Origin of the sequence: Paenibacillus tabacirhizosphaerae, assembly GCF_040812395.1 — a bacterium.
Classification (GTDB): Bacteria; Bacillota; Bacilli; order Paenibacillales; family NBRC-103111; genus Paenibacillus_E.
In genome coordinates this window covers 260,314-287,218 of record NZ_JBFNXH010000005.1, presented here as the reverse complement: position 1 = coordinate 287,218, position 26,905 = coordinate 260,314, and the positions used below count along the sequence as shown (strand labels likewise).

At 48.5% G+C, this 26,905-nt stretch carries 30 protein-coding genes; 16 read left to right on the top strand and 14 right to left on the bottom strand.

What is annotated here, in order from left to right; translation table 11 throughout:
• Positions 1–306 precede the first annotated feature (306 nt).
• Positions 307–1,560: a mannosyltransferase family protein gene (locus tag ABRS97_RS11945; RefSeq protein ID WP_367814083.1), complete on the top strand. Its 1,254-nt coding sequence runs from the start codon at positions 307–309 to the stop codon at positions 1,558–1,560.
• A gap of 61 nt (positions 1,561–1,621) precedes the next feature.
• On the opposite strand, the gene ABRS97_RS11940 is transcribed toward ABRS97_RS11945, so the two are convergent.
• Both ABRS97_RS11940 and ABRS97_RS11935 read right to left on the bottom strand, forming a co-directional pair.
• The gene (locus ABRS97_RS11940; protein WP_367814081.1) at positions 1,622–1,732 is read right to left on the bottom strand and encodes a YjcZ family sporulation protein; all 111 of its coding nucleotides are present in this window, start codon (positions 1,730–1,732) and stop codon (positions 1,622–1,624) included.
• A gap of 194 nt (positions 1,733–1,926) precedes the next feature.
• Positions 1,927–2,793: an alpha/beta fold hydrolase gene (locus ABRS97_RS11935; RefSeq protein ID WP_367814080.1), complete on the bottom strand. Its 867-nt coding sequence runs from the start codon at positions 2,791–2,793 to the stop codon at positions 1,927–1,929.
• 141 nt (positions 2,794–2,934) lie between these two features.
• Here ABRS97_RS11935 and ABRS97_RS11930 point away from each other — a divergent pair, with 141 nt between their 5' ends.
• The gene (locus tag ABRS97_RS11930) at positions 2,935–3,528 is read left to right on the top strand and encodes a TetR/AcrR family transcriptional regulator (protein ID WP_367814078.1); all 594 of its coding nucleotides are present in this window, start codon (positions 2,935–2,937) and stop codon (positions 3,526–3,528) included.
• Between the two features lie 14 nt (positions 3,529–3,542).
• On the opposite strand, the gene ABRS97_RS11925 is transcribed toward ABRS97_RS11930, so the two are convergent.
• Positions 3,543–4,490, bottom strand: coding sequence for a LysR family transcriptional regulator (locus tag ABRS97_RS11925; protein ID WP_367814076.1), 948 nt, complete (start codon positions 4,488–4,490; stop codon positions 3,543–3,545).
• A 64-nt stretch (positions 4,491–4,554) separates the two neighbouring features.
• Here ABRS97_RS11925 and ABRS97_RS11920 point away from each other — a divergent pair, with 64 nt between their 5' ends.
• From ABRS97_RS11920 to ABRS97_RS11910, 3 genes are all read left to right on the top strand, one after another.
• Positions 4,555–5,682 carry an NADH-dependent flavin oxidoreductase gene (locus tag ABRS97_RS11920; RefSeq protein WP_367814075.1) on the top strand — a complete coding sequence of 376 codons (1,128 nt, stop codon included), beginning with the start codon at positions 4,555–4,557 and terminating at the stop codon, positions 5,680–5,682.
• Between the two features lie 114 nt (positions 5,683–5,796).
• The gene (locus tag ABRS97_RS11915; protein ID WP_367814074.1) at positions 5,797–6,435 is read left to right on the top strand and encodes a futalosine hydrolase; all 639 of its coding nucleotides are present in this window, start codon (positions 5,797–5,799) and stop codon (positions 6,433–6,435) included.
• 1 nt (position 6,436) lies between these two features.
• On the top strand, positions 6,437–7,276 hold the full coding sequence (locus ABRS97_RS11910; protein WP_367814072.1) for a 1,4-dihydroxy-6-naphtoate synthase: 840 nt from the start codon (positions 6,437–6,439) through the stop codon (positions 7,274–7,276).
• An 80-nt stretch (positions 7,277–7,356) separates the two neighbouring features.
• Here the strand turns inward: ABRS97_RS11910 and ABRS97_RS11905 are convergent, their stop codons facing one another.
• Together ABRS97_RS11905 and ABRS97_RS11900 are read right to left on the bottom strand one after the other, a co-directional pair.
• Positions 7,357–8,307: an RluA family pseudouridine synthase gene (locus ABRS97_RS11905; RefSeq protein ID WP_367814070.1), complete on the bottom strand. Its 951-nt coding sequence runs from the start codon at positions 8,305–8,307 to the stop codon at positions 7,357–7,359.
• Between the two features lie 60 nt (positions 8,308–8,367).
• Positions 8,368–8,724 (bottom strand): RidA family protein, encoded by a 357-nt coding sequence (locus ABRS97_RS11900; RefSeq protein ID WP_367814291.1) that lies wholly within the window; start codon positions 8,722–8,724, stop codon positions 8,368–8,370.
• Between the two features lie 190 nt (positions 8,725–8,914).
• Between ABRS97_RS11900 and ABRS97_RS11895 the strand changes: the two genes are divergently transcribed.
• Both ABRS97_RS11895 and ABRS97_RS11890 read left to right on the top strand, forming a co-directional pair.
• Positions 8,915–9,139, top strand: coding sequence for a hypothetical protein (locus tag ABRS97_RS11895; RefSeq protein WP_367814068.1), 225 nt, complete (start codon positions 8,915–8,917; stop codon positions 9,137–9,139).
• A gap of 91 nt (positions 9,140–9,230) precedes the next feature.
• A complete protein-coding gene (locus ABRS97_RS11890) occupies positions 9,231–10,994 on the top strand; it encodes a B12-binding domain-containing radical SAM protein (RefSeq protein WP_367814066.1) in 1,764 nt (587 codons plus the stop codon).
• Between the two features lie 48 nt (positions 10,995–11,042).
• Here the strand turns inward: ABRS97_RS11890 and ABRS97_RS11885 are convergent, their stop codons facing one another.
• The gene (locus ABRS97_RS11885) at positions 11,043–11,396 is read right to left on the bottom strand and encodes a c-type cytochrome (RefSeq protein ID WP_367814065.1); all 354 of its coding nucleotides are present in this window, start codon (positions 11,394–11,396) and stop codon (positions 11,043–11,045) included.
• A gap of 154 nt (positions 11,397–11,550) precedes the next feature.
• Here ABRS97_RS11885 and ABRS97_RS11880 point away from each other — a divergent pair, with 154 nt between their 5' ends.
• The 5 genes from ABRS97_RS11880 (at position 11,551) to ABRS97_RS11860 (ending at position 17,265) form a co-directional block, all read left to right on the top strand.
• On the top strand, positions 11,551–12,318 hold the full coding sequence (locus tag ABRS97_RS11880; protein WP_367814063.1) for a gluconate 2-dehydrogenase subunit 3 family protein: 768 nt from the start codon (positions 11,551–11,553) through the stop codon (positions 12,316–12,318).
• Positions 12,319–12,350: 32 nt separating this feature from the next.
• The gene (locus ABRS97_RS11875) at positions 12,351–14,072 is read left to right on the top strand and encodes a GMC family oxidoreductase (protein ID WP_367814062.1); all 1,722 of its coding nucleotides are present in this window, start codon (positions 12,351–12,353) and stop codon (positions 14,070–14,072) included.
• Positions 14,073–14,112: 40 nt separating this feature from the next.
• Complete coding sequence (gene tatC / locus ABRS97_RS11870) at positions 14,113–14,841, top strand: twin-arginine translocase subunit TatC (RefSeq protein WP_367814060.1); 729 nt, start codon at positions 14,113–14,115, stop codon at positions 14,839–14,841.
• Between the two features lie 35 nt (positions 14,842–14,876).
• A complete protein-coding gene (locus tag ABRS97_RS11865; RefSeq protein ID WP_367814058.1) occupies positions 14,877–15,074 on the top strand; it encodes a twin-arginine translocase TatA/TatE family subunit in 198 nt (65 codons plus the stop codon).
• 688 nt (positions 15,075–15,762) lie between these two features.
• Positions 15,763–17,265 (top strand): IMP dehydrogenase, encoded by a 1,503-nt coding sequence (locus ABRS97_RS11860; protein ID WP_367814057.1) that lies wholly within the window; start codon positions 15,763–15,765, stop codon positions 17,263–17,265.
• Positions 17,266–17,602: 337 nt separating this feature from the next.
• Here ABRS97_RS11860 and ABRS97_RS11855 read toward each other — a convergent pair whose 3' ends face one another.
• The 3 genes from ABRS97_RS11855 to mnmL form a co-directional block, all read right to left on the bottom strand.
• On the bottom strand, positions 17,603–18,568 hold the full coding sequence (locus ABRS97_RS11855) for a type I phosphomannose isomerase catalytic subunit (RefSeq protein WP_367814056.1): 966 nt from the start codon (positions 18,566–18,568) through the stop codon (positions 17,603–17,605).
• A 72-nt stretch (positions 18,569–18,640) separates the two neighbouring features.
• Positions 18,641–19,219 (bottom strand): tRNA 5-(aminomethyl)-2-thiouridylate-methyltransferase MnmM, encoded by a 579-nt coding sequence (mnmM, locus tag ABRS97_RS11850; RefSeq protein WP_367814055.1) that lies wholly within the window; start codon positions 19,217–19,219, stop codon positions 18,641–18,643.
• Between the two features lie 42 nt (positions 19,220–19,261).
• On the bottom strand, positions 19,262–20,221 hold the full coding sequence (gene mnmL / locus ABRS97_RS11845) for a tRNA modification radical SAM protein MnmL/YtqA (RefSeq protein WP_367814053.1): 960 nt from the start codon (positions 20,219–20,221) through the stop codon (positions 19,262–19,264).
• Positions 20,222–20,371: 150 nt separating this feature from the next.
• Here mnmL and ABRS97_RS11840 point away from each other — a divergent pair, with 150 nt between their 5' ends.
• The 3 genes from ABRS97_RS11840 (at position 20,372) to trmB (ending at position 22,555) form a co-directional block, all read left to right on the top strand.
• Entirely contained in the window at positions 20,372–20,971 is a 600-nt protein-coding gene (locus tag ABRS97_RS11840) for a WGxxGxxG-CTERM domain-containing protein (RefSeq protein WP_367814051.1), read from the top strand.
• Between the two features lie 42 nt (positions 20,972–21,013).
• Complete coding sequence (locus ABRS97_RS11835; RefSeq protein WP_367814049.1) at positions 21,014–21,163, top strand: hypothetical protein; 150 nt, start codon at positions 21,014–21,016, stop codon at positions 21,161–21,163.
• A gap of 678 nt (positions 21,164–21,841) precedes the next feature.
• Complete coding sequence (trmB, locus tag ABRS97_RS11830) at positions 21,842–22,555, top strand: tRNA (guanosine(46)-N7)-methyltransferase TrmB (protein ID WP_367814047.1); 714 nt, start codon at positions 21,842–21,844, stop codon at positions 22,553–22,555.
• 47 nt (positions 22,556–22,602) lie between these two features.
• Here the strand turns inward: trmB and ABRS97_RS11825 are convergent, their stop codons facing one another.
• From ABRS97_RS11825 to ABRS97_RS11805, 5 genes are all read right to left on the bottom strand, one after another.
• The gene (locus tag ABRS97_RS11825) at positions 22,603–23,010 is read right to left on the bottom strand and encodes a Rossmann-fold NAD(P)-binding domain-containing protein (RefSeq protein WP_367814046.1); all 408 of its coding nucleotides are present in this window, start codon (positions 23,008–23,010) and stop codon (positions 22,603–22,605) included.
• Entirely contained in the window at positions 23,007–23,150 is a 144-nt protein-coding gene (locus ABRS97_RS11820; protein WP_367814044.1) for an SDR family oxidoreductase, read from the bottom strand. The genes ABRS97_RS11825 and ABRS97_RS11820 overlap by 4 nt, the downstream gene beginning before the upstream one ends.
• 69 nt (positions 23,151–23,219) lie before the next feature.
• A complete protein-coding gene (locus ABRS97_RS11815) occupies positions 23,220–23,666 on the bottom strand; it encodes a MarR family winged helix-turn-helix transcriptional regulator (protein WP_367814042.1) in 447 nt (148 codons plus the stop codon).
• A gap of 88 nt (positions 23,667–23,754) precedes the next feature.
• On the bottom strand, positions 23,755–24,882 hold the full coding sequence (locus ABRS97_RS11810) for an MGDG synthase family glycosyltransferase (protein ID WP_367814040.1): 1,128 nt from the start codon (positions 24,880–24,882) through the stop codon (positions 23,755–23,757).
• 5 nt (positions 24,883–24,887) lie between these two features.
• The gene (locus tag ABRS97_RS11805) at positions 24,888–25,415 is read right to left on the bottom strand and encodes a phosphatase PAP2 family protein (RefSeq protein ID WP_367814038.1); all 528 of its coding nucleotides are present in this window, start codon (positions 25,413–25,415) and stop codon (positions 24,888–24,890) included.
• Between the two features lie 258 nt (positions 25,416–25,673).
• Here ABRS97_RS11805 and ABRS97_RS11800 point away from each other — a divergent pair, with 258 nt between their 5' ends.
• Positions 25,674–26,852 (top strand): glycosyltransferase family 4 protein, encoded by a 1,179-nt coding sequence (locus ABRS97_RS11800; protein WP_367814036.1) that lies wholly within the window; start codon positions 25,674–25,676, stop codon positions 26,850–26,852.
• Positions 26,853–26,905 lie beyond the last annotated feature (53 nt).

Sequence of the window (26,905 nt, the reverse complement as noted above, 5' to 3'; positions counted from 1 at the left end):
GGGACGTTTCGCGGAACTACAGTACGTTATGAGCGGAAAATGCTGGGCTGTAGGCACAGTTTCGCTCATTTAACGCACCCTAGTTCCGCTTCAGGGGGAGGAAAGGGACGTTGCCGCGGAATAAGGCATCGTAGTTCCGTCGGTATCGCTGATGGAAGACGTGATAGGGAAAAGAGAAGAAGGCAGCGCGAAGTAGAACCGGGGAACGCTCACCTTTACAAACCCTTAACTTGGTTGAAAGTTCTAAATACTGTAAATTTATATAGAGGAACAAGTTGGAATTGGAGATGGCGGAGAGTCATGAGAATGGATAGGAGCAAGAAGCGAATTCCGGTTCGCATTATACTTTCGATCGTGCTGCTTGTCCTTGTGAGCCGAGCGCTTATGCTGTTCACGGGCTATGTGGGGATGAACCTGTTCAGCCAGTATTCGTCTGCGCCGGTTTATCAACAGAATGCGCCTGGCAGCATGTCTGAATGGACAATGAAGCTTCCGCAGGAAATGGAGAGCACGAGGAAGCTCCAACTAGAGGATTTTATTAAATTCGATACGTACTCTTATTTGAAAATTGCAACAGAAGGCTACGATCGCTATCGCATGAATGAGTCGCATACAGCGGCTAACTGGGTGTTTTTCCCTTTGTATCCGCTTCTGATTTACTTGATTAGACTTATCATAAGAGTCGAACCCGCAGTGGTAGGCATCGTTATTTCGAATCTTTGCCTAATTGCGGCATTGGTGTACATGTATTTCATAGCGCTGCAGCGCGGACTTACTGAACGGCAGGCAAGAACAGTATTATTGCTTGTTATTTTTTATCCGGCTTCGTTGTATTATTCCGTACCTTATACGGAAAGCCTTTTTTTGCTGCTATCGGCGGCATCAATTTATTATGCAGGCAATCGGCAGTACGCGCTGGCTTTCCTGGCGGCTAGCTTATCGACAGTCACGAGAGTGCCTGGATTTGTGAATTTGGCCTTTGTCATCGGTACGGTTGGATTGAACGAAGGGCAGAAATGGACGTGGCGATATGCAAAATGGGCGCTTTACAGCTTGCTGTCGCTTATTCCGATGGGCATCTATTTGCTACATATGAAAGCAGTGACAGGCGACTTGCTCGCACCGTTTCATGAACAAAGCTTGCATTGGTTCCGATACACGACCCAACCATTCAAAAACTATGTTGGCTTTTTGAAAAAGCCTTACTTTGCCACCCTCGATGGCTGGGACAATGGACTGATTGCTTTTACGATATCCACAGCTGTTTTTCTCCTGTTTATTGTTTATTTCCTGGTGCATGTGAAACATATTTTCCGTAATGGTCATGAACTTTTGTTTTTCGGATATGGCGTGCTGCTTATTGTCATTCCGTTCTCCAGCCAGCCTTTATTTCTTGTCAGCGTTGTCCGCTATATGATGGTTAGCATTCCGTTATATTATTACGCGGTGACATTAACATCCAAGTGGGAAAGCTCCAGACTATTTTATTTCATGTTGTTTATGATCCTTCAAGTCGTAATGACGATCGGATATTTTAACGGGTATTATTTTGTTATCTAAATTCCTCTATGTAAGCCAAACGGCCGGAACGGAATCCATCGTCCCAGCCGTTTTTTTTTATTTACCAGCCAAAGCCGAAAGTGCTCAGTACGATAACCAAAAGGATGTACAATACGAGGACTACAGCTGTGCTAGTGTAACCGCCGTAACCAACATTAGTTCCACAACTCATGTTAATCCCTCCCTTCACAAAATTACTATATGTCAATCATCTAGATGGAGTATGGATGTATGCCCTGTTTCTCAAAAAAAATTAGTGAACGTGTCCAATGAATTTTGCGAAACATGAACGAATGCACCATCATTATGCTGATAATCGCAACGCAAGTAAATTATCATGAGTGGGGACATAGGGGCGGTTATTCATTATTTGTTAAGAAAATAGTCCTTTACAGCCCGGGCAACTACGAGCGGAGAATGTTCATTTTCAGGAGAAAGGTGGTGCAGCTTCGGGAGCTTCATCGTTTGCGTATGCGCAATTGTCTGATCCAATACGTCAATCATTTGATGTACAAAAGCTGGACTCTTCTGTCCGGACAGGAGCAGTAAATCGGCAAGGACTGTTTGATAATTGCTGAACGTGTTCTCTAGACGCCGGACTTCTCTGTGCTCATTTAAATTTTCAGGCAATAGCTTTTGGATCTGATGCCAATGGTCTCCACGAACAAAAAGACGCAACATGAAGGAAGCATACCATTTAGGAAATTTGTTTAAGGGTGTGTGCCCTGATCCTCGTGCGAAACTGGTAAAGGCTCCTCTGAAATCTTGCTTATCCATCGCGGTTTCATACTCGGTAATCCAATTCCAATCCAATGCCTCTGACTGAATGGAAACGCCGGGCTCATAAAGCGCTATTTTGGTAAAGGAAGAATGCGTTCGCGCAGTCTCCAAAGCTACAAGTCCACCATAGCTGTGGCCGAATAAATAAGTGGCTCCCGTTTCTTCTTGCAGGGCTTTAAGATCCTCGCATTCCTTGATAATGGAGTATGCCTTTCCTTGCGGTCCACTGTTCCCACGTCCCCGTCGATCGATAACATGGGCTGTGAATGAATCGGATAATTCACGAGCAAAGGACGTAAACTCATTCGAGGTGCTAAGTGCCCCGGGGATGATAATAACCCCAGGCCCATTACCGATGCTTTGGTAGCCAATGAGAGTACCATCCTGTGAAGTCACGTTGGATGAGGTAAAGGAATGGAGTTGATTCCTAGTGATGGCGGTAGTTGATGTCATTTTTATGTCCTCCTTTTTATTATTGATTGAAAATTAATTCAATAATAAACGTATTTTGGTATTCGGTCAACTCGAAAGTTTACAAATCCCTCCAAAAAAACTATTATTGAAAATAAATTCAATAAAAACTGGAGTAAACCGATGCCAAAACCTAAAGAACAGTTCGAAGAAATGAGATTACTTACGATCCATAAGCTGAAAAAATCGGGCTTATTCCTTTTTGCCAGAAAGGGAGTAGCCGCTACGAATATCAAAGAAATCGCCAAAAATGCAAATGTGAGTTTGGGTCTTATTTACCATTACTATAAATCCAAAGATGAGCTTTATCTATCCTTGGCGAACGAAGCTATGGACAAATCTCAAAGCGTTCTGGAGTCATTCATTCACATGAACATAAGCGCAAAAGACAAGATTGCACGCTTTGCAGACACTTTTCTGTATGCTGTTCATAAAGAGGATGGCATCTATTATTTCATTCTCATCTCCCAGCTCTATGAAACGGATAATGAGGAAGAAAACAAGAAATTGCTGGACAGGAAAAAGCAGGCAATAGAAAACCTGGCCATCATTGTAAAAGAAGGCCAGGAGACGGGGGAATTCGTGAAGGGAGATCCTTTTCAACTTGCGGCGATGTACATTTCCGCTACGCAAGGATTGGCTTCTTTCAAATTGATGTTCGGCGAGCAATTTGAGATTCCGGATAGAGAAATGCTTACTCGCATCTTGTTGAACTGAGGAATTCGGTCTTGTTATCGCGACGAACGGGAAGGCAGAGTGACCAGGTCCTGCTTCCAGGCTAACGCCGTTTGGATGAAGGCGGCAGCTCCTGGGGAAGCCGTTTCTTGCGATTTCACAGCGAGTCCGATCTGCAAATGTCGGGGCGGGACCAGCGAGAGCGCAGAGACTCCGTCCAGATGTTTGGGAAGCATCATACGAGGCAAGAGTGTGATACCGAGTCCTTCACGGACCATGGCGAGTACGGTTGCGCTGTCAGTGGCTTGATAGCTGAACTGCGGAGAAAACTTGTTTGGTTCAAGACCAGCAATCTCCATTAGGGTGAATGCGCATTCGGTCTTTGCCATAATAAATCCTTCTTCGCGCAGCTCCCCAGGAGTCACTGATTCCCGGTCATTAAGGCGATGTCCGGAAGGAACGACTACGCAAAGCTCATCTGTCGTAATCAGTGTGCTTTCTTTGGCGGGATGAAGCACGAAACCGACATCCACAATGCTGCTTTCAATCCAATCGCCGACTTCTTTCATCGTGCCCTCGAAGAGCACCACTTCCACATGCGGATAGTTCCGTTGAAAAACGTTCAATACACCGGCTAACAGACCAGGGCAGATAGAGAGAATGTTTCCTAGACGAAGCTTGCCGATTATTTGGCCATGCGCCTCTGTCTTTGCCTCCTGCTCGATGGCTTCTGCTTGAGCAAGAAGCTCACGAACGTGTGGAATGATGGTGTGCCCGACAGGGGTAAGTGTCACCATGCCTTTGCGGTTACGGTCAAGCAGGGTTACACCAAGCTCTTTTTCAAGAGCTGACAGGGCATGGCTCACTGCGGACTGCGTCAAATTAACTGTATCTGCCGCTTCAGTAAAACTCCCTAGCTCAGCAAGTGCGACGAAACACTGGAGTTGCGAAAAGTTCATATGAATTCCTTTCATATAAATATGAATAATATGATTTGTATTCATGATAACAGATCCTTTATACTCTGACAAACGGGATCGATAATCGTATGTCAAAGGAGATGTTCCTATGAAGGATCAGTATCAGCCTATGTTTGAAAAGTTCCTTTTACCGAACCTTGTGCAATTGAAAAACCGAATCATTATGGCCCCCATGACGCATGGCGCCTCACATCCAGATGGATCTACTTCAGAGACGGAACTGACTTACTATAAGCGACGCGCGAATGGTGTAAGCATAGTTATTACGGCGGGCACATGGATCATGCCTAGTGGCGGATTGTCTGGCTCGGCTGGCGTGCATCGCGATGAAATGATTTCCGGTTTAAAGCGACTTTCAACTGTTATTCAGGAGCAAGGCGCCAAAGCGGTTCTTCAGATTTTTCATGGAGGTCGCAAATCGGTCCCGCCTAATGGCGATATTGTGCGTGTAGTCAGCACGATTCCAGAGGATGAAGAGGAGAGCAAGATCACCCAAGAGTTGACGGACGTAGAGATTGTTGAGATCATTCATGCTTTCGGCGAAGCAACTCGACGCGCGATTGAAGCAGGATTCGATGGCATTGAATTACATGGGGCGAATGGATGCCTCATTCAACAGTTTTTCTCGGCGCATACGAATAGACGCAGCGATCGTTGGGGGGGAACGTTGGAGAAACGAATGCTGTTTGCGCTGGAGATCATCGACGTGGTGAAGCGGGTTGTTCGGGAGCATGCGAAGGCCCCCTTTCTAGTCGGATACCGTATTTCGCCGGAAGAGCCTGAGACGCTGGGGATTACAATGGCGGACACGCTTGCTTTTATAGAAACTCTTGCGAATCGAGGGCTTGATTATTTACATCTTTCATTGAATGACTTCTGGTCTGTTCCAAGACGCGGTATCGAAGATTCCAGATCTCGTCTAGAGATCATTCAAGAACGTGTAGGTCGTCAGATCCCGATCATTGGAGTTGGACTTATACGCACGCCAGAGGATGCCATCAGAGCTTTGCAGACAGGAATTCCGCTTATTGCATTAGCACGTGAACTCATTGTGGAACCAGACTGGATCAAGCTCATTGAGCATGGCAGCGAGGAAGATATTCAAACAACTTTAACTGATAAGGATCAAAATAAATTGGTAATCCCCGATGCGTTATGGGCATTTATTCTGGATATTCCCGGTTGGTTTCCTCTCGAACGAAGTGATGGGCGCTAATCCTCAAGTAATGGCAAGCAAGGCATCGATCGATTCTCTCAAGTTTCCTATTTGAACTTTGGTAAGGTAAAATAGTTCATAGTGGAATCATGCTTATAAAAGGAGAACTGCATCATGCGTGTACTTATTATGACAGCCGTCGAAGCCGAAAGAGACGCCGTTCTGCGCGGACTCGGGGGCGACAGCCGGTTCGAAGCGGCATTAGCGGGCGTTGGCCTCGTAGCTGCAGCCGTTAGCGCAGCGACCACGCTAGCTGCGGATAACTTCGATTTGGTCGTCATCGCCGGCATCGCCGGAGGATTCGCAGGGCGGGCGGAAGTCGGCTCGCTCGTGGTGGCGAGCGAGATTGTCGCCGCTGATCTTGGCGTGCAGATGCTTGACGGCTTCAGCAGCCTGGAGGCGATGGGCTTCGGCCAGGTGCGCGTCGAAGTCGACGCCGATTTGGCGGCGCGCTTGACAGCAGCGCTGCAAGCCAAGGGGCTGCGAACGCAAGCGGGGCCTGTGCTCACCGTGGCGACAGCTACGGGTACGGCTGCTACGGCCGCAGAGCTGGCTGCTCGCGTACCGGGAGCGGCTGCCGAAGCCATGGAAGGCTTCGGCATTGCGAGCGCAGCGCAGCGGCGCGGCGTGCCGATTCTGGAAATCCGCGCCATCTCGAACGCGGTTGGACCGCGCGACCGGGACGCGTGGCGGATCGGCGATGCATTGAAGGCTCTAGAAGCAGCAAGTTCAGTCCTGGCGGAGGTGCTCTAATTTGAAAATCGCTTATTCTCCATGTCCAAACGATACCTTCGTTTTCCATGCATGGGCACATGGATTTATTCCCGGCGCCCCGAAGCTGGATATTCTATACGCCGATATTGATATCACGAATCGCTTGGCGGCTGAAGGCACCGGGCCAGAAGTGCTGAAAATCTCTTATGCTGCCTTGCCATGGGTGCTGCAGGACTATGCGCTCTTGCCTTGCGGAGGAGCGCTTGGAAGAGGCTGCGGACCGTTGGTTCTGACGAAGGGCGGTGCAAACGGAGCAGACCCGGCCCAGTTAACTGGACGCCGGGTTGCTGTACCAAGTGACCGTTCGACCGCCTATTTGCTGTTCCGTCTATGGGCGGCACAACATGTGCCAGGCGGTGTCGGCGAAATCGTGGTCATGCCGTTCCACGAAATCATGCCCGCCGTACGCGACGGGCATATCGATGCCGGTCTCGTCATTCATGAGGCACGTTTTACCTATCCGTCGTATGGCTTGTCGCTGATGACCGACCTGGGGAATTGGTGGGAGTCCGACACTGGGCTGCCAATTCCGCTGGGCGCTATCATTGCCCGTCGATCGCTTGATCTGGAAGCGATCGCTGGTTGGGCTCGCGCTTCCGTGGAGTACGCGTGGGCGCATCCGGAAGCATCGCGCGAATACGTGATGCAGCACGCGCAGGAGATGGACCCGAAGGTCGCGCAAGCGCACATCGACCTGTACGTGAATGAATTCACCGCGAACCTGGGCGAGAGCGGCTATGGTGCCGTCACGACCTTGCTGCAGCGGGCTGCGCAAGAAGGGCTGGTGCCGCAGCTGGACTACGCGGCACTGCTGAAATAACAAAGAAGCCACCTAGCGATTTCTGTGCCGCTGGGTGGCTATTTTTTTGCAATAGGCAGAGTAATTGCTATCCTCTCGCCTTATCTTTGGTGGGGCGCGTCACTTCGAAAGGCCCTCAAAAAGGCTTTCGGAATATCCGTTTCAAATCGCATGGATTGACCGGATGTGGGATGGGTAAAAGCTAAAACACGCGCGTGCAGGCCAAGGCGGTTAAGCTCTTTCGTTTTGGATCCATACTTTTTATCGCCGACGACAGGGTGTCCGATTTCCTGCATATGAACGCGAATTTGATTCTTACGTCCGGTTTCGAGATTGACTTCCAAGAGGGAGAAGTTCCGATCAGATTGAAGCGTTTTATAGTGAGTGATGGCCTTCTGACCGTCGTTCGGATACGGACTGGAATAGACTTTGAGCGATTTCGGATTTTCTTTGAGCCATGATGTAATGGTGCCTGCGGGTTTCCTAACAGAGCCTTCAACAAGAGCCACATACGTGCGCTCGGTTACAGAATCCTGCCAACTGTTCTGCAAATGCTGCTGAACCTTTTCACTCTTGGCAAACATCATAACGCCAGAGGTATCACGGTCCAGTCGATGGACGACGAAAATTCGGCTCTTCGGATCATGACTGCGAACATGCGCGGTGAGCTGCCGGTACGCGGTCAATTCATTCTCTTGCGTATTCGTGGCAATGGACAAAAGCCCGGCATCCTTTTTAATCACAATAACGTCTTCATCCTCATGAAGGATGGCTACTCCGACGAACGGGATCTCTTCGACGATTTTATCTTTGCTTATGGTTACAGACTGGCCTGTTTGCAGTTGATAATTATAGGCGGTCACGACTTTGCCATTTACCGATACTTGTCCGCGGGCAAGGGTGGATTTAATGGAATTACGGCCCAAGCCGGAAAGCGTATTTATTAAAAAAGGCAGCAACTCTAACGGTTCATTAACCGTATAGACGCGATTGTTAGCAGCTGGATTACCCTTTGGTTGGTTATGGAAATTTTTACTTGGTTTCTTTTGCATGATGAAGCCCTCCTGTTCGCTTTCAATATACCACGACAAGAGGATTTTCAGTAACTCTTTTTACGCGGTGTTCGCTTTCTTGTAAGCAACCCCATCGAGCATGCAAAGGCATGATGGAGATACGAATTGCGTGGTGGTTGTCATTCTGGCCGGAAATCCGCCTTGTTTGAAATAGGCAGGAAAGACATCCTTGGCAGCTGCGAAATCCTCGATATGCTTCAGATATAAATTGATTTGGACAAGATCCTCTAACGATGCTCCAACGGATGCTAACGTTTCTTGCATACTTAGGAAGCTGGCCTCCATTTGATAAACAATATCGCTGGACTCGTGCCCCCCGGCATGATGAGCCAGGAATATGAAATCCCCGGCAACGACACAAGAGGCACTGGTATCGTCCCCATAGTTTGACGGCATTCTTTTCACGTCGTATTCCCTCCTGATTTACAAAAATTACCTAAATCCATAATATCGAACACATGTTCTAATGTCAATGTTTTTGTTTATTCGCCTTCCTGCTACAAGCAGGCATGACGTATGTTTGCATGCCCACCGGGCACACTGACAGATGAGACCAGAATGAAGAGAAAAAGGCGGGAATTTCCATATGCTGCTGTATCAGCTTACACAATGGTTCGAAGAGCGTTCCTCTCTCCAGAAAGCGCTGCATAGCGGAGGATCCGACAGTCCAGGGGACCTGCAGATGAGAATTCAAGAGGTCGAGGAACAGCTGTATGCGCAAGCGGAACGCTGGAAGAATGCGATTCAAGAAGCTTCCTATTTGCAGTTTCCTTATGAAGCTCCCCATCTTGATGATGATCCGGTTCTCTAACCGGTATCGGCAGGAGTTCCCTTTGTATTTCCTCGTTTTTCGTGTAGAATAGGTAGGACTACAAACGAGAAGAGAACGAGGTTTTTCTAAGATGAAAGTGCTTGTAACCACGCTTAATGCGAAATTCATCCACACCTCCTTGGCCCTACGCTATTTAAAAGCGTTCTGTGAGAAGGATTTTGATGTGGAGATTGCTGAATATACGATCAAAGACCCGGCCATGAATATTGTCTCGGACCTTTATCAAAAGGCACCGGACGTGCTGGGCTTTTCCTGTTACATTTGGAACATTGAGGAAACCATTCATATTATAAAAATGATCAAAAAAATCAGGCCTGAAATCCTCATCGTACTCGGCGGCCCTGAGGTTTCGTATGATACCGACTACTGGATGGATCGGATTCCGGAGGTCGATTTCATCGTGATGGGCGAAGGGGAAGAGACCTTCCATCAACTCCTGACGGAGATTTCGACGACGCGCAAGTATCACTTTGTCTATGGGCTGGCTTACCGCAAAAGCGAGGAAGTTGTGCTGATGCCGGGCAGGCCGAAGCTTAAGCTGGACGATATTCCGTCTCCGCACAGATTCGCGGAAGACCTGCCTAGTCTGGCGAATCGTGTCGTGTATTTCGAAACGAGCCGCGGTTGCCCGTTTTCCTGTCAATTCTGCCTCTCCAGTATTGAGGTGGGCGTGCGGTATTTCGATATCGAACGAACAAAAGATGATATTCTGTATCTGATTGACTCCGGCGCAAAGCTGATTAAATTCGTCGATCGGACGTTTAATATTAAGCGTGATTATGCGATGGAAATCTTCGAATTCCTGATCGCGAATCATCGCGGAACTGTGTTTCAGTTTGAAATTACAGCCGATATCATGCGTCCTGAGGTGTTGGACTACTTAGCAGAAAATGCGCCGCCGGGCACATTCCGCTTCGAGATCGGGGTCCAGTCGACCAATGACACAACGAATGATCTCGTTCAGCGCAGGCAGAATTTCTTCAAGCTGAGCCGCACGGTGTCCAAGGTGAAAGATAGCTTGAAAATCGACCAACATCTCGATTTGATTGCCGGCTTGCCGGAAGAGGACTATCATTCTTTCCGCAAGACGTTCAATGACGTTTTCGAATTGGGGCCTGAAGAGCTTCAGCTCGGATTCCTCAAAATGCTGCGCGGCACGGGGATGCGGGCCGATGCCCATAAATATGGCTATGTCTATATGGATCATGCGCCATACGAAATTCTCGGCAACGACATCCTGCCATTCACGGATTTGATTCGCATCAAACGCGTTGAGGATGTGCTGGAGAAGTATTGGAACGCTCACCGCATGGATCACACGGTTAAGTATTTGATCGCTCATGAGTTTGCCTCAGCGTTCGATTTCTTCCAGGACTTCGGCGACTACTGGGAAGAGCGAGGTTGGCAGAAGATAGGTCATCAGCTTGAAGATTTGTTCACCCGGCTGCGTGACTTCCTATTGTATAGAGGGACGAAAGACATGCACGTCATTGAAGGGCTCATGAAGCTGGACTATTTCCTGGGCCATAAATATAAGCCACGCAAAATCTGGTGGGACTTCACGCTGGATAAATCCCGGCAGTCCCATTACCTGAGGCTGCTAGCCGAGCAGCCAGAGCTTGTAGACGGAGACTTCGCGCGTCTCCGCATCAGTGAAAAAGATCTCCACAAGCATGTTATGCTTGAGGTGCTGCCGTTCGCTTTGCAGACGTATCTGCAAAGCGGGGAGATCGACCCAAGCAGCCCGCAGCTGCTTGTCGTGCACTTCCCGCCGGACGCGCAGCTCCCGGCGAGCTACTATACGATGCCGCTTCACCAAGTGGCGGCAACATAAAAAAGCTTCGCTCTCTGGGTATGGAGAGCGAAGCTTTTTTGCATGTCTTTACTTCTTGTCGGCGAGCCAAGTCGCGACAGAAGTGATTTCGTCATCCGTAAGCTTTCCTTTGAAGCTCGGCATTGCGCCTTTCCCGTTCGTGATGAGCGAGGCAATCTGATCTTTGGACAGCTTGCCTCCGACTTTTTGCAGACTCGGTCCCACTAAACCCTCTAGATTAGCTCCGTGACAGCTCACGCAGTTGGCTTTGAAGACGGTTTGCGCATCCGCTTTGGATGCTGCCCCGCTGCTAGTTGCCGCAGGCGTGCCTGAAGCCGAGGGAGACGGTGTTGTATTGCTCTTCCCACAGGCAGACAGAGAGACAGCGAGCAACAGAGAGAGGCATAGAAATGTTTTGTTCATCTGCATATTCTCCTTATGATCATAATCGGTTTCTGTCACTACATTTCCCGGCTTTGCAATTTTTCATGCAACAGGATGAATAATAATTGGGGCCATCGTTCATGATATCCATAACAACCAATTTATAGGCAAAAATTCCAAGGAGGAATGAGAATTGGCTGATCCAATCAAGGGAAATGCACCCGACGGCTCACGGCGCAGCTTTCTGAAATATACCGGGACTGCCATCGGCGGCGTCGTGGTGGGGGGCGTAGTCGGCAGCGCGCTATCGGGAGGATTTAAGAAAAAAGAAACAACGCCTGCGCCATCGCCAGCTGCTCAGACGGCACCGGCAGCAGATTATAATCAAGCGCCAATGTTCTTCAATCAGGCGCAGCTTCAGTTAACGGAAGCCGCAGCTGACCGCATTTTTCCCAAAGATGATAGCGGGCCTGGTGCTGCGGAGTTAGGCGTCGCTTTTTACATCGATCATCAAATGGCAAGCCCTTGGGGCGTGAATTCCCGTGAATACCGTATGGGCCCCTTTTTAAAAGCGGAACCGACGCAAGGCGACTACCCGAGCATCACGCGTCATGAGTTGTTCACCATGGGGCTGCAAAGCATGGAAGATGCAAGCAAAAACAAATATTCGAAATCGTTTATCGAGCTGGCGCCCGAGGAGAAAGACGCGATTCTGACTTCTTTGGAAAAAGGCGAAATTATGGTCATTAACGGCATAACAGGCAAAACATTTTTTAATCTGCTTCGCAGGATGACGATGGAAGGCATCTACAGCGATCCTGTTTATGGAGGAAATAAGAACATGCAGGGTTGGAAGATGCGGAAATATCCAGGCAATCAGATGACCTACGCAAGTATTATGGATAAGGATCAATTCGTGGTCATGGAGCCGCGCAGTTTACATGATCATTTTGCACATTAGCGACTAACACAAGATGAGGAAGGAAAGAGCGCATGGCTACAAAATTGCCGAAAGTTCCAGTTGTGATTGTTGGCGTGGGATGGGTCGGGGGCATCATTGCCGCGGAGTTGACGAAGCAAGGGGTTAAGGTGGTTGGATTGGAACGCGGGAAGCCGCGCGGCACGCAGGATTATTTTATGGTGCATGATGAGCTTCGTTACGCTCAGCGGCTGGATCTTATGCAGGATCTATCGAAGGAAACGGTGACGTTCCGCAATACGGAGAAAATGACGGCGGTACCGATGCGTGAACACGGCTCCTTCCTGCTCGGAGAGGGACTGGGCGGATCAAGCATACACTGGAACGGGCAAACCTATCGTTTCCTTCCTTACGATTTTGAAATTTACAGCAAAACCGTCGAAAGATATGGAAAGCAGAAAATTCCCGATGGCATGACCATTCAGGATTGGGGAATTACCTACGATCAATTAGAGCCGTACTTCGACAAATTTGAAAAGATGGCGGGCATTTCAGGGGATCCGGATCAAAACCCGATGGTAGGCAAGCGGTCGAGCCCGTTCCCAACCAAGCCGATGGTGAAAACGCCAGTCTTGAAGCTGTTTGAGGATGCGACGAAAAAGCTGGGTTATCACCCCTATATGATGCCTTCGGCAAATCTGTCAGAGCAATATACGAATCCGGACGGGATCACAAGGGCACCTTGTCAGTACTGCGGTTATTGTGAACGCTTCGGTTGCGAATATGGGGCGAAGGCGGATGCCGTAGTCACAGTGCTGCCTATTGCACAAAAATCAGGCAACTTTGAGCTGCGAACCTATTCGAACGTGATTCAAATTTTGAATGACGGCAAGAAGGCTAGCGGCGTTGTCTATGTCAACACGGTTACAGGCGAGCAGTTCGAGCAGCCGGCCGATGTGGTCATTATGGCAAGCTATGTGTTCAATAACATCAAGCTCCTGCTGACTTCGAAATTGGGCAAGCCTTACGATCCGGCAAGCGGCGCAGGCGTCATCGGAAAAAACTATTGTTACCAGACCAATGGGGGCTCAGCCGCCGGTTTTTTTGATGATAAAGAATTCAATCTATACGCAGGGGCAGGGTCCCTGGGAATGGAAATTCCAGATTTCAACGGAGACAATTTCGACCATAGCAATCTGAGCTTCCTTCATGGCGCAGGATTACGCATTTCACAGACAGGGCAACGTCCGATTGGCACGAACTCCGTTCCGGCGGGGACGCCTGGATGGGGGAAAGATTTTAAGCAGAAATCGCTGAAATATGCGAATAGCGTGCTGGCAGTTTCACCGCAAGGCAGCAGCTTGCCTTGGAAGCATCATTATGTGGACTTGGATCCCACATACAAAGACGTTTATGGGCTGCCGCTGCCGCGTGTCACCTTTGATTTTGAGGAGCAAGACCGCCAGATGATCAAGTTCGTGGCTGCTAAAGCCGCCGAAATTATGAAGGAAATGAAGCCTACGTCCATCGGTTCGTCAGATCAACTGGGACCTTACAATATTGTTCCTTATCAATCTACGCACAATACGGGCGGCGTTATCATGGGGGCAGATCCTTCAACCTCAGCGGTTAATTCCTACTTACAAATGTGGGATGCTGAAAATGTGTTCGTCATTGGAGCGTCAGCCTTTGCGCACAATAGCGGTTATAATCCTACAGCGACAGTCGGGGCGCTTGCTTACCGGGCGGCAGAAGGCATTCAGAAATACTTGAAGCAAGGCGGAATTGTTGTTTGATTCCGGCCAGGCAGAGGATTTTGTTTAGTGAGGTGAAGGGATGGAACAGGAAGATTGGATCTTTCATCTAACCGAGGTTCGCAAACGGCTGCTCATCGTGTTCGCATGGTTTGTGGTGACGTTTAGCGGAGGGCTATATATTTCGCCCGGTATCCTTCGGTATATGAAATCGCAGCCGTTGGTCGGGGAAGTAGCGTGGAACGTGTTCTCGTTCACGGATGGGCTGATGATCTATATGAAGTGTGCGCTCCTCGTTGCCATCTTGTTCACCGTTCCGCTGCTGCTCTACCAAGTATGGGCGTTCGTCCGCCCAGGCCTTACCGATTCCGAGGCGAAAAGCACGCTGCCTTACATACCTGTTTCTTTTGCCTTGTTTCTCATTGGAGCCTCCTTCAGTTATTGGGTGGTATTCCCGATGATGGTCCGCTTTATGATGCGCATGAATCGATCGGTTGGCGCAGCGGAAACATATGGGATCGACCGCTATTTTTCGTTTTTGTTCGAGGTGGTGTTTCCAATGGCCATTGCTTTCGAACTGCCTGTCGTCGTGCTTTTCCTAACAAGAATTGGCCTGCTGACCCCTGGGCGCTTGAAAGTAACGAGGAAATACGCCTACGTTGGCTTAGCGATTACTGGCTCTTGCATCTCGCCCCCCGATATGCTCTCGCATCTATCAGTCACAGTGCCTTTAATTCTATTGTTTGAAATTAGCGTAATGGTTGCAGGTTGGCAATGGCGATCCATGCAGAACAGTCCCGCGAACAGCTGACGACCATTACGCACGAAGAGAAGAGGATAAATGACATGTTCAACAATATTGGTGTTTCTGGTTTAGTGTTGATACTGGCTATTGCATTAATCGTGTTCGGCCCTTCCAAGCTGCCGCAGTTGGGGCGGGCCTTCGGGGACACGCTTCGCGAGTTCCGCAACTCTACCCGCAGCATTGTAGAGGATACGGAACGCGAGCCGCTCCTTGAAAATGAGGGCAAAAAGCCGCTGTAACGCAACGGCTATTGCTGAAAGACAATGAATAGCTGCGGTTGTCCATGTAGTGCGCAGCTTTTCCAGATGAGAGAGCGCCCGTTAGGCGCTCTTTTTGTGCCAGGAATGCGTGTGACGAGCTCGCAGAGCGGTGAGATTCCGCACGCATCGTGTGGTGCGAACATTTGACAGGATGGACGTAGAAGATGTCAGGCATCCCTTGCGCACCTTGCGCTGTGCGCAAAGCCGCCAAGAAGCGGAAAATCTCCATCTAAATCGCCTTCAGAAGGATGAGGCGTACAATTAGCTGGAAATTCTCCATCTAGAATAGCAACAAAATTGGATTTGTCGACAATTTGACCCCAGTTACGGGAGGTTTTCCAGTTATGTGACGGAATACGCACCCAATCGAAGAAATTAGCATCGTAATTTCCCGTTAATAAATGGAGCCTTCGACGTTTGGAGTTTTCTGGACGATCACAAGTGATTCCCCCATCCTTGAGGCGGGCTTCATATTTAGCCACCGGAAGAAGGAAGAAGCGTTCATGCAAACTTCGAAGTCAAGAAATCCAATCTCGTACACGAATGCTGCCAGAGATGGCAGCTTTTTGCTACTTTCAAAAAATATCCATTGACCTCACTGGAGGTTCAGTGATAAGATTGAAAAAATTTACCCGCAGAAAGAAAATCGAAGAGGAGGAAATTTGAAGTGGCCACGTATTACTTAGAACCATCCCGGACGTTCAGTGAATTTCTGTTAATTCCTAATTTAACGACGAAGGACTGTACGCCAGCAAACGTCACATTGAAGACACCGTTAGTCAAGTTTAACAAGGGCGAGGAACCGCCAATTTCTTTGAACATCCCTTTTTCCTCCGCTGTCATGCAGGCCGTATCTGACGATGGTATGGCGATTGCATTAGCACGAGCTGGAGGTATTTCTTTTATTTTCGGCTCCCAATCGATTGAAGAAGAAGCGGAAATGATCCGGAAGGTCAAAGGCTATAAGGCTGGCTTTGTGGTTAGCCGTTCGAATCTAACGCCTGATCATACGCTAAGCGATGTGCTTGAATTGAAGAAGCAAACAGGTCACTCTACGGTAGCCATCACGGATGACGGTACGGCGAATGGGAAGCTGCTTGGCATTGTGACGGGACGCGACTACCGGATCAGCAGAGATTCGCTTGATCGCCCAATCCGTCTTTTTATGACGCCGTTTGAGAAACTCGTATATGGCAAATCAGGCATCACGCTTCCTGAAGCGAACAATTTAATTTGGGAGCATAAGCTGAATTGCTTGCCAATTGTAAATGAGCAACAGAACTTGGAAAATCTCGTTTTCCGCAAAGATTACGATGAGAATAAGAAAAATCCGAATGAGCTGCTGGATGCGAAGAAAAGCTATATCGTTGGAGCGGGCATCAATACGAAGGATTACAAGGAGAGAGTGCCAGCGCTTGTCGAAGCGGGCGTGGACGTGCTCGTTATCGATTCTTCGGACGGATACAGCGAGTGGCAGCGTGAAACGGTTCAGTACGTGAAAGCAAATTTCGATGTGAAAATCGGAGCGGGTAACGTTGTCGATCGTGAAGGTTTCCTGTATTTGGTAGAGTCGGGTGCTGATTTCGTGAAAGTAGGGATTGGCGGAGGTTCGATTTGTATCACCAGGGAACAAAAAGGGATCGGCCGCGGGCAAGCATCCTCCATCATGGAGGTAGTGGAAGCGCGGGACCAATATTTTAAAGAAACAGGAACCTACATCCCCATTTGCTCTGATGGTGGTATTGTTCACGACTACCATGTAACACTCGCTCTGGCGATGGGTGCCGATTTTGTCATGCTGGGCAGATATTTTGCTCGCTTTGATGAAAGCCCGACAAGAAAGCTGCGTGTGGGGAACAACTTCGTGAAAGAGTACTGGGGCGAAGGCTCGAACCGGGCACGCAACTGGCAGCGCTATGATACAGGCGGCAAGAGCAAGCTCCTATTCGAGGAAGGCGTAGATTCTTACGTGCCATACGCGGGAAGCTTGCAGGAGAATCTGGATAAGACGCTTGGCAAAATCAAATCCACGATGTGCAACTGCGGTTCCTTGAGTATCGAAGAGCTGAAACGGAACGCGAGGATCACGCTTGTTTCTGCAACGAGCCTGGTTGAAGGCGGAGCGCATGACGTAATTTTGAAGGAAAGCAGCTTGTCTGAAGAAAATTAGCGATTACAACGGGGGTTGTCCTCTCGCATCTTGTATAGATGGCGAGAGGATGAGCCTCTTTTTTTGCTTTAAAGGTTTCGGGGGAGCGGAGCATTTGGATTGGCAACCCCAGTCCTTCTTTGCGCAGCGCGTACAGGTTTGGACGGGCCTCCCAAACACACAAGTGGCTGAGATCCATAAATACACAAAGAACCTTCATAACCACTATTCAAGCGGAATGAAGGTTCCTAATGAGAACTATTCTATTATATACAGAACGCGAGCCGAAGTTTTCGCAGGCGCTCTGTGGGGAATACCAGTCCCTGCATCAATCGGACAACCGCGCGGTCGTTAAGCTTTATGGCAAATAGCTGCGAATCACAGTCATGCTGCCTTCCAGTGAATAGCTGCCAAGATTGGCAGGCAGGAGGAAGCAGTCGCCGGGCTTCGTAGAAATGGTTCCGTCAGTCCATTCGAGTGTTCCTGTACCTTCTGCTATTACAAGAATAACGAAGCTTTCAGGGGACGTTTTCAGTTCCCATTTCGGGCCTACGAGGCCTTTTTCCACTGTGAAAAAGGGAGATTGCGCAAGTGTCAGCCATTTGCCGGCTTCGTCCAGGTCTGTTTTCATGAAAGTGGAGCCAGAGCCTTCGTAAGCGATAACGTTCAAAGAGTCCTCAATGTGCAGCTCGCGGAGCTTGCCATCGAGTCCCGGACGATTGTAATCGTACAACCGGTAGGTTGTATCGGAGTTTTGTTGGATTTCGGCGACAAGAACGCCAGCACCCAATGCGTGGACAGTTCCCGCTGGAATGTAGAAGGAATCTCCAGCTTCTACGGGGACTTCCTGCAAGCAGTCCATGATACGATTCTCGGCAATCGCCTGCGCGAGACTCTCGCGAGTTACGCCTTCCTGCATGCCGTATATAATTTTAGCCCCAGGCTTTGCATCAAGGATGTACCACATTTCGGTTTTGCCAAGCTCGCCAGCGGCCAAATTCTTATAGTGGTCGTTCGGATGTACTTGAACCGACAGATCGTCTTCGCAATCCAGCAGCTTTATGAGCAGCGGGAAGCGTCCGTTTTTTTCGGAAAAGCCTTTGGAACCGAACAGGGTACTGCCGTACTTTTCACGGATTTCATCTAATCCAAGTCCTGCCAATTCGCCGTTAATGACTTTGGTTGTGCCATTGGGATGATCGCCGATCATCCAGCCTTCGCCGATAGCGCCTTCCGGCAGCTGAAAACCGAACTTTTCGAGGGCTCTGCCTCCCCAGACGCGTTCTTTCATTTCGGGTTGAAATTGTAACGGGTATGATTTCATTATTCTCTCCCTCTCCCTATTATACTTCTGTAAAATTTAGCTAGTACAAGCCCTTCTCATTATATCATGCACCTATCTTTTTTCTACTGCTAACAGATAGGGCGCTTGCTGGTTTGTGTTAGCGAACTGATAGCGCAGTACCTGAAAGGCTGCAAGAGGAAGCTGGCGCGTCCACTGTTCCACGGCGTCAGCTTCCTGCTGCCCGCCATCGTGCCCGCTGTACAGCACGATGGTAAGCACGCCGCCTTTGCGCAGCAAGCGGAGGGAAGCTTCCAAAGCAGGAATCGTTGATTCCTGCTTGGTGATCGTATGCGGGTCGGCGCCGGGCAAATAGCCGAGATTGAAAGAGACGGCGGCTACTTTGCCATGCCGGTCCTGCGGCACTGCGGTTTCCATGAGCTCGTGGCTGCACAAGCTCATGTGAACAGAAGAAGATGCGTCCGGAAGCTCCTTCCGAAGACGCATCTCTGTTTGATCCAGCGCTTGCTGCTGGATATCGAAGCCGTACACGCGGCCGCGCCGGCCGACGAGCTTGGCCAAGAACAAGGCGTCGACTCCATTGCCTAGCGTGGCATCGACGACTGTATCGCCAGGCTGAGCCCGCTGGCTAATTAATTGATGAGCAAAGCTCAGTACAGAAACAAACCCCATGCGCTAATGGCCCCCATCATAAATAGGTTTCGCTTTGTTAGATCAAGCCTTCCGTCCTGTCCATAACTTACCCTGCCAGGAATCCCTGCGTTTCAGCTCGGCATCGAAGGCATTTAACACTTCCCACTTTTTCAGGCTCCACATGGGACCGATCAGCAGGTCGCGCGGCGCATCGCCGGTAAGACGGTGAACGATCATTTCAGGAGGCAATATTTCTAATGTGTCGATGACGAGGTTGACATACGCATCCTTTTCAAGGAATTGCAGAAGACCGGCTTCGTACTGCTTGACCATAGGCGTTTTGCGCATTAAATGAAGCAAATGAATTTTGATGCCTTGAACATCCATTTGAGCAACCGCTTTTCCGGTGTCCAGCATCATGTCATGCGTCTCTCCTGGCAATCCGTAAATAATGTGTGCGCAGGTGCGGATATTATGCTTTCTGAGCTTGGCAACCGCATCCAAATAACATTGTGTATCATGTGCGCGGTTAATGAGCTGCGAAGTGGATTCGTGAACTGTTTGAAGTCCCATTTCAACCCACAGGTAGGTGCGTTGATTTAGCTCAGCTAAATATTCAATAACATCGTCAGGCAAGCAATCCGGTCTAGTCGCAATGGATAAACCAACAACGCCAGGCTGCTGTAAAATGACCTCATAATACTCCCGCAATTCTTCTACGGGCGCATAAGTGTTGGTATAAGCCTGGAAATAGCCGATATATTTGGCTTCAGGCCATTTCTGGTGCTGGAGGTCGCGGATCTTGTTAAACTGTGTTACAAGATCGTCGCGGCGGCTTCCGGCGAAATCTCCAGATCCCCGCGCGCTGCAGAAGGTGCAGCCTCCGGTTGCGATGCTGCCGTCCCGATTCGGGCAGGTAAATCCAGCGTCCAGCATAACTTTAAACACTTTTTCGCCGAATACTTCGCGCATTTCGTAATTCCATGTATGGAAACGTTTATCCCCCCATAACAGTGGGGATTCCTGAATTAAAGTAGGCATTTTGAGTCGAGCTCCTTTCCTAAACTATTGTAGCGAAAATCAGGCATGAAAGCGACCCCTGCCTTTCCAACAAGTTCCCCGATAGAAGTCGGCTTGGTGGAGCATTATAACGTTGCATCACCACTACAAGTGTGAGAGGGGATTTCTTCAATGAGAAAGCTTCGTACTGTAACGTTAGCAGTTGCTTTGACTACGGCGCTCAGCCTTGGCGCAGTTGGTGCACATGCAAATACGGCCAGCACGTCAAGCGGAACCTCAGCAATGAATGGCTACACAGGAACAACAAGCACCGTATCGTCGAACAATGGCATAAGCGGAACAGGAACCTTGGGAGTAGGGACTACGACACCAACGACGTATACGGGGAGCAATTACGATGCAACGGTAGGAACGGGCTACAGTGCGACGAATCCAGGCACTTACACCGGAAACTATTACAATGGAACGAGCGCCTATCCTAGCCCTGCCCCTGGAGCAAGTGCTTATCCAAGCGCTACGCCCGGAACAACAGGAACGACGGTAAAAGAGCAAATCAAGAGCTACAGCAATAATATGCTAGATCGGATGAGCACAACGGGGCCAACCATCAAAAAGCACGACGGGAATTATGATACTTCTTCCTATCGAGCCTATGCGACAACAGCTACTGGCACGAGGTCTATGAATTGGGGATGGCTGGGGCTCGTTGGTCTTCTTGGGCTTGCAGGTCTACGAGGGAATAATAGAAGTAGATCAGAAGACTACAAATAAGCAGAAGAATAGACGTCTTCCGAATCTGGAAGGCGTTTCTTCTTGACAGAATGGTTAAATCCGAGATTCCGCACGCATCGTGTGGTACGATCATTTGAGAGGATGGACGTAGAAGATCCGGAAGTGGCACCGCGGTTTGGCGTATTGAAATACCGCCTCGATCTGCGAGAGATCGCCTTTTTGCACGGGTGAGCGGAACGTAGGTGCGTTATGAGGCGGTATTTTCAGTTGCAGGGATGTCTCGCGGAACTACCGTGCGTTATGAGCAGGAAATGCTGGGTTGTAGGCACATTTTCGCTCATTTAACGTACTCTAGTTCCACTTCAGGGGGAGAAAAGGGACCCTACCGTGGAATAAGGCTTTGTAGTTCCGTCGAAATTGCTGGCTGTGCTTGGGGAATAGGCGGTCCGGCAGTACCTCTTCGGGCGCGCGCTGTACGCCGCCGCATGGCGGCTGTCACAAGTTTTCTTGCGAAGCTTGCGAAAGCGAAATAAACCCGGAATCTTACTCTTATAGGGGTGTTCATGGATAGGAATACCGAATGGAAGATAAGACAGATTAGTTAAAAGAGAAGTGGAAGACAGCACAGAGTTGAACAGAGGGGATGGGTATGGGGTGGAGAAGCGATAGCGTCCGTATTTGAAATCGTGTTATTACCGCTAAATCAATTCAAAGAAACACGATTTCAAGAAACGGTCGGAACCCCATTCCCAATTCCCTCCCCATGCCTGGACGTATGGGTTTAGACAAGAACCTGAGGCACAGCCTCAGGCTTTTCTTGTTTTTAAGTAATTTCTTTTGATTTTTTCCTGGGAATCGTCTATGATTTGTATTCGAAAGCTTGGATAAACGTTTAGGAGGCACATATAGATGCGTTTACGCGGAAGAAAAGGGATTCGCGAAGATATTGAGCGGCAGAAGGAACTGGTCGTCTTAAATGCACGGGATTACAAGGGCAAGTGGGCTGAATTATTTGGGAATAACAATCCAATTCACGCTGAGCTCGGGATGGGTAAAGGGCGTTTCATTAGCGAAATGAGCCGTAAATATCCGGATGTCAACTTTATTGGCGTCGATATGTATGATGAATTAATTCGTAAAGCGAGCGAAAAAGCCAAAATCGCACACGAAATCGAAGAAGATAGCGCGGCTATTCCGAATTTGAAGCTCATGCTCTTTAATATCGAGCAGATTGAGGAAGCGTTTGCTGAGGGTGAACTGGAACGCATTTATTTGAATTTCAGTGATCCGTGGCCGAAAAAGAAGCATGCGCGCAGACGATTGACGCATTATGGTTTTGTGGAGAAATATAAACAAATCCTGAATCGTCAAGGGGAGATTCACCTGAAAACCGATTCGCAATCGTTATTTGAGTTTTCATTGAACTCTTTTGCCGATATGGGCCTAAGAATGCGTAATATTTCATTGAATTTGCATGTGGACGGCATTCATCCGGATCATGTAATGACTGAATATGAAACTAAATTTGCCGGACAAGGCATGAACATTCACCGTTGTGAAGTCGTTGTGGGTGAAGAAGCGCTTGCTGCGCATCTCGACAACTTGACTAAAGAACGTGCTTAAAAACAAAGACCATGTCTACCGTTGGTGGATTGGTCTTTGTTTTGTTTTCATATCGTGATAAAAGCCCTCAAGCTATCTTTCAGCGTAGTAGCGGGCCCTTCGATTAATGTCTCCAAATCTGCCGAGGTCGAGGATGTATCAATTTGGCTTAAAAACCCGTAAATCCAATTGTGGATTTGAGGATCTTGGCGGAAAGTGACTGGCCTATTGAGATGACCCGATCCGGCTAGAACTGCTGCGATGGCAATTGCGAGATCATGACGCGTCACCGTATTGAATTTCCAATCGCCAGGGTAAGTACGCAGTTCACCTGTTGCTAGGGCTGTGTCCAGGCCAAGAACACCGACAAAATCGGTATATAAAGCATTTCTAAGGAAAGTATGCGGAATTCCGGTTGTCAGAATGCCATGCTCTGTTGCTCTGTGCAAATGAGTGAGTGAAACGGATCGTATCATCGGTATTCGAACTGGAAATAAACCCCTTTTTCGAGATCGCGAACACAAGCAATGATTTCATCAGGAGAAATTTTTCGAAGCAATTGTTTGATAATTAACCGCCCTAATTTTCCGGTAGCCCCTGTAATGACGATTGGCATCTATCATCAACCTTCCATCAGTTAAATTCTAGTATAGTTAAGCGCTTAACTATACGAACAAAAAAACGTCTATGCCCTTCGCAGTTTATTTAGTAAAAGAAGGAGCTGTTTCAATTCCTGCTCTTCCAAAACGCTCATTTTTTCCGCGATTCCTTCCCGATTTTCAGGTAAATATTTCAACAATAGGCTTTGGCCCTCACCCGTTATGGAAATCACTGTTTTTCTGCCGTCTCTGGGATGGCTTGCCCGACGAATGAAGCCTTCATTTTCTAAAGGAGTAAGTAAAAGACTAATATTCGGTTTGGTAACGCCGATTTTCTTCGCGAGCATCGATGGCAGCACAGTTCCGCCTTCTTTCATAATTTCCACTAAAATTCGTACTCTGGCGCCATTCAGCCCTTTTGATTGCCAGTATTTTTCCGAGACATCGACCAAATTTGCCGTTGTTTCGACTAAGGTAAAGAAAGCCAGCGTATGCAGCGGCAACTCAGTGACGTAATCTTGAAGGTCTTTCATTTTATCACCACCGTCTAAGTAGTTAAGTGCTTAACTTGTTTGAATGTATAGTAAGTGTGTGGTTTTTGTCAAACATCGTTCAAAAACGTTATCTCAGCAGCTGCAAAATGACATTCGAACAATCCGTTGAAGGCAGAGCTCTTATTTTGCGGGAGATCGTAGCGCGTTTGGCTTCTACATCGGCATAGCGGTCCACCAGCATGGACAGCCAATTTTCGATGGTGACCGAGGAGCGAATGGGTTCCCCGAAGCCCTGCACGGTAAAATAGTGCAAATTCTCTTCTTCCTGCCCTGGAATTGGATCGTAGAACAGCATCGGAATTGATTTGGCCAATCCTTCTGAGCAAGTCATGCCGCCCGGTTTCGTAACCAACAGATCGGAAACTTCCATAAGCTTGCCAATTTCATGCGTGAATCCAAGCAACTTTACATTCGGGTGTTGATAGCGAGAGTCTGTAGAAAGTTTGGTTAGAGCCTTCTCATTACTGCCCAAGCAGAACAAGAATTGAATTTTTTCCCGCCACTCCGCCAGATGCTCGCTAAGTGAGTCTCCTCCAATCAAACCCCAACCTCCTCCCATAATGAGCACAGTCGGCATCGGTTTTAACTGGAATTCTTGTCGAATTTTTGATTTATCATGGACTTGACGAAAGCTGGGATGCACCGGGATTCCGGTTATTTCGACTTGTGCAGCCGCGATGCCCCGGCCAAGCAGCTTATTTTTGACATCTTCCGTTGAGACCAAATACTTATTGACTTCACCGCTCACCCAGGTGCCATGAGCATCATAGTCCGTTATAACCGTGCAGAGGGGTGTTTCGAGACCCGCTCTTTTCAGTCTGGAGACGACCACATTGGGAAAAGGATGCGTACAGACGATTGCCTGCGGCGCCCATTGATGAATGATTGCGGCAGTCTGCGCATAGAAAATACGATGCAAGGCCATCTGTGTTAAACGATTGAGTGACTTCTTGTACTGGGATCTATAGAGCTTTCCGTATAATTTAGGCTGTGAAATGACCGTTTTCTTATAGGCATGGAAAATCCACGGCGCCAACGTCGGATGCAGGAAAGCGCCAAGTTCAAGCACTCTGGTTTCAATATCCGGGCAGCGTTGTTCCAAAGAAACCGACAAGGCATGGGCGGCCTGCGTATGACCGGCACCGAACCCTTCGGATAAAATAAGAACTCGTTTCTTGATGGATGGGACGTTCATGATGGTTACCCCCAGATGGCTACTGTTGCCAAAGCTGCAGTCGTACCGATGAGACAGCCTGCCAGGCAGTCGGAAGGATAATGCAGTCCTAAGTAAATGCGTGAAACGCCAACGATAAGAGCAATTGGAATAAGGATAAGTCCAAGAATCGGCATTGCTGCGACGAAAGGAATCATGATGGAGAAAATTGCAGTTGTATGTCCAGACGGAAAGGAATGATCGGTTAGCGGGTTTTTACAAATAATCGTTTGCGGAAGCACGAGATAAGGCCGTAAGCGCGGATACTTCTTTTTAATGATGGCCACAGGAATATGACTGACCGTCAGTGCGATTAGGGCTTGAATACCGGCGGTGCGCATGGCGCCTTGACCGAATAATGCGAAGCATAGGGAGATCGCGATCGTTACCGTAGCTCCGCCTACGTGTGTCAGTTTAGAAAAAAGGTGATCGAGGAATGAATGCTGTATCCGTTGATTCACAAAGCAGAACATTTTTGTTTCATGATGCTGAAGCCAGTGGACGACTCTGCTCATGAGTAACAGCCTCCTTTGAAATTTTCCTAAGGGAAAATTAGCGTCGTAATCAGGTTCAATTGTTTCCTTAAGGAAAATGCGCGTCGCAACCATAGGTTTGGTCTTTCTATATTCATTGTAGATACAATTTATTAAAAGAACATTAACGCTATAACAAATTTTTAGAAAGTCCGATTTTACTTTCCTATGATCTGACGTTAACAATCTCATGCTAGCATGAGGGGGAATATGGGATTATAAGGTAAGGGGGCTGATGGAATGAGGATTGCCTTATTTACAGATACGTTCCTTCCGGATGTGAATGGCGTGGCCAAAACGCTGGGAAGGTGGACGCGATATTTAGAATCCAAAGGTGTGGAATGCAAGGTGTTTGCCCCTGCGAGCATGACGGAGGAAGACCAGGATCCGTTTCGTGTGGAGCGCTTTTACAGTATTCCCTTTTTATTGTATCCCGAATGCCGGCTTGCTATCCCGAATCCTCTGTATATTCGCAAATCGCTCCATGCCTTTAAGCCTACCCTCATCCATTGCGCGACGCCATTTAACCTAGGACTTTTCGGTCTTTACTATGCTCGCAAACATGATGTGCCATTTGTGGCATCGTATCATACCCATTTCGACCAATACTTAAGCCACTACAAGATCCCATGGGTAGAACCGACTCTCTGGAAGTATATGCAATGGTTTCATCAGAGCTGCCAAAGAGTCTATGTCCCTTCAGAGTCCACGCTGCAGCATCTGAAAGCCAAAGGGCTGAGCAATTTGGAGATATGGAGCCGCGGCGTGGATGCAAAGCGGTTTCATCCGGATGTCGACCGGAATGAAGTGCTGTCCTCGCGAGGGGTAGACCCTTCCAAGTTCGTCTTGCTTTATGTCGGCAGATTAGCGCCAGAGAAAAGTGTGGAGACCGCTATAGAAACATTCGCGGCTTTGCCGGAAGAAATTCGCACGCAAAGCCATCTCCTTATTGCTGGTGACGGACCGTCTGCAGCTTCGCTGCGCGAATGTTATGGAGAGTGCGATTGGATTACATTTACAGGATTTGTTGGAGGCAAGCAGCTTGCCGATCTCTATGCGGCGGCGGATATTTTCATTTTTCCATCGGCAACGGAGACATTCGGTAATGTGGTCTTGGAATCTATGGCCTCAGGAACAGCCGTCATAGGGGCGGCAGCCGGAGGCGTGAACGACACGATCGAACACGAAGCGACAGGCTTGCTATGTGCGCCGGGAGATGTACCGGCTTTTGTCGATGCCGTCAAAAGGTTGTTTGAATCTTCCGAATTTCGTCGTTCACTTGCCCATGCAGGCAGAGAATACGCTTTGCGCCAATCGTGGGATCAAATTTTTATGGAGCTGTATGCGAGCTATGAAGAGCTCCTTGTTGCAAAAACTGCAAGCAGCTTACGCACAGATATCAAGCGAATGATTCGATAAACGGGATGTTTACGCAAATGTTGTTTTTTCCAGTTCATGTGCATTATAATTAT

Bases quoted from the DNA above. Each gene is read 5' to 3' on its own strand.
- ABRS97_RS11945 (WP_367814083.1), top strand. From the start codon at position 307: ATGGATAGGAGCAAGAAGCGAATTCCGGTTCGCATTATACTTTCGATC.
- ABRS97_RS11940 (WP_367814081.1), bottom strand. From the start codon at position 1,732: ATGAGTTGTGGAACTAATGTTGGTTACGGCGGTTACACTAGCACAGCT.
- ABRS97_RS11935 (WP_367814080.1), bottom strand. From the start codon at position 2,793: ATGACATCAACTACCGCCATCACTAGGAATCAACTCCATTCCTTTACC.
- ABRS97_RS11930 (WP_367814078.1), top strand. From the start codon at position 2,935: ATGCCAAAACCTAAAGAACAGTTCGAAGAAATGAGATTACTTACGATC.
- ABRS97_RS11925 (WP_367814076.1), bottom strand. From the start codon at position 4,490: ATGAATACAAATCATATTATTCATATTTATATGAAAGGAATTCATATG.
- ABRS97_RS11920 (WP_367814075.1), top strand. From the start codon at position 4,555: ATGAAGGATCAGTATCAGCCTATGTTTGAAAAGTTCCTTTTACCGAAC.
- ABRS97_RS11915 (WP_367814074.1), top strand. From the start codon at position 5,797: ATGCGTGTACTTATTATGACAGCCGTCGAAGCCGAAAGAGACGCCGTT.
- ABRS97_RS11905 (WP_367814070.1), bottom strand. From the start codon at position 8,307: ATGCAAAAGAAACCAAGTAAAAATTTCCATAACCAACCAAAGGGTAAT.
- ABRS97_RS11900 (WP_367814291.1), bottom strand. From the start codon at position 8,724: ATGCCGTCAAACTATGGGGACGATACCAGTGCCTCTTGTGTCGTTGCC.
- ABRS97_RS11895 (WP_367814068.1), top strand. From the start codon at position 8,915: ATGCTGCTGTATCAGCTTACACAATGGTTCGAAGAGCGTTCCTCTCTC.
- ABRS97_RS11890 (WP_367814066.1), top strand. From the start codon at position 9,231: ATGAAAGTGCTTGTAACCACGCTTAATGCGAAATTCATCCACACCTCC.
- ABRS97_RS11885 (WP_367814065.1), bottom strand. From the start codon at position 11,396: ATGAACAAAACATTTCTATGCCTCTCTCTGTTGCTCGCTGTCTCTCTG.
- ABRS97_RS11875 (WP_367814062.1), top strand. From the start codon at position 12,351: ATGGCTACAAAATTGCCGAAAGTTCCAGTTGTGATTGTTGGCGTGGGA.
- tatC (WP_367814060.1), top strand. From the start codon at position 14,113: ATGGAACAGGAAGATTGGATCTTTCATCTAACCGAGGTTCGCAAACGG.
- ABRS97_RS11865 (WP_367814058.1), top strand. From the start codon at position 14,877: ATGTTCAACAATATTGGTGTTTCTGGTTTAGTGTTGATACTGGCTATT.
- ABRS97_RS11855 (WP_367814056.1), bottom strand. From the start codon at position 18,568: ATGAAATCATACCCGTTACAATTTCAACCCGAAATGAAAGAACGCGTC.
- mnmM (WP_367814055.1), bottom strand. From the start codon at position 19,219: ATGGGGTTTGTTTCTGTACTGAGCTTTGCTCATCAATTAATTAGCCAG.
- mnmL (WP_367814053.1), bottom strand. From the start codon at position 20,221: ATGCCTACTTTAATTCAGGAATCCCCACTGTTATGGGGGGATAAACGT.
- ABRS97_RS11840 (WP_367814051.1), top strand. From the start codon at position 20,372: ATGAGAAAGCTTCGTACTGTAACGTTAGCAGTTGCTTTGACTACGGCG.
- trmB (WP_367814047.1), top strand. From the start codon at position 21,842: ATGCGTTTACGCGGAAGAAAAGGGATTCGCGAAGATATTGAGCGGCAG.
- ABRS97_RS11825 (WP_367814046.1), bottom strand. From the start codon at position 23,010: ATGATACGATCCGTTTCACTCACTCATTTGCACAGAGCAACAGAGCAT.
- ABRS97_RS11820 (WP_367814044.1), bottom strand. From the start codon at position 23,150: ATGCCAATCGTCATTACAGGGGCTACCGGAAAATTAGGGCGGTTAATT.
- ABRS97_RS11815 (WP_367814042.1), bottom strand. From the start codon at position 23,666: ATGAAAGACCTTCAAGATTACGTCACTGAGTTGCCGCTGCATACGCTG.
- ABRS97_RS11810 (WP_367814040.1), bottom strand. From the start codon at position 24,882: ATGAACGTCCCATCCATCAAGAAACGAGTTCTTATTTTATCCGAAGGG.
- ABRS97_RS11805 (WP_367814038.1), bottom strand. From the start codon at position 25,415: ATGAGCAGAGTCGTCCACTGGCTTCAGCATCATGAAACAAAAATGTTC.
- ABRS97_RS11800 (WP_367814036.1), top strand. From the start codon at position 25,674: ATGAGGATTGCCTTATTTACAGATACGTTCCTTCCGGATGTGAATGGC.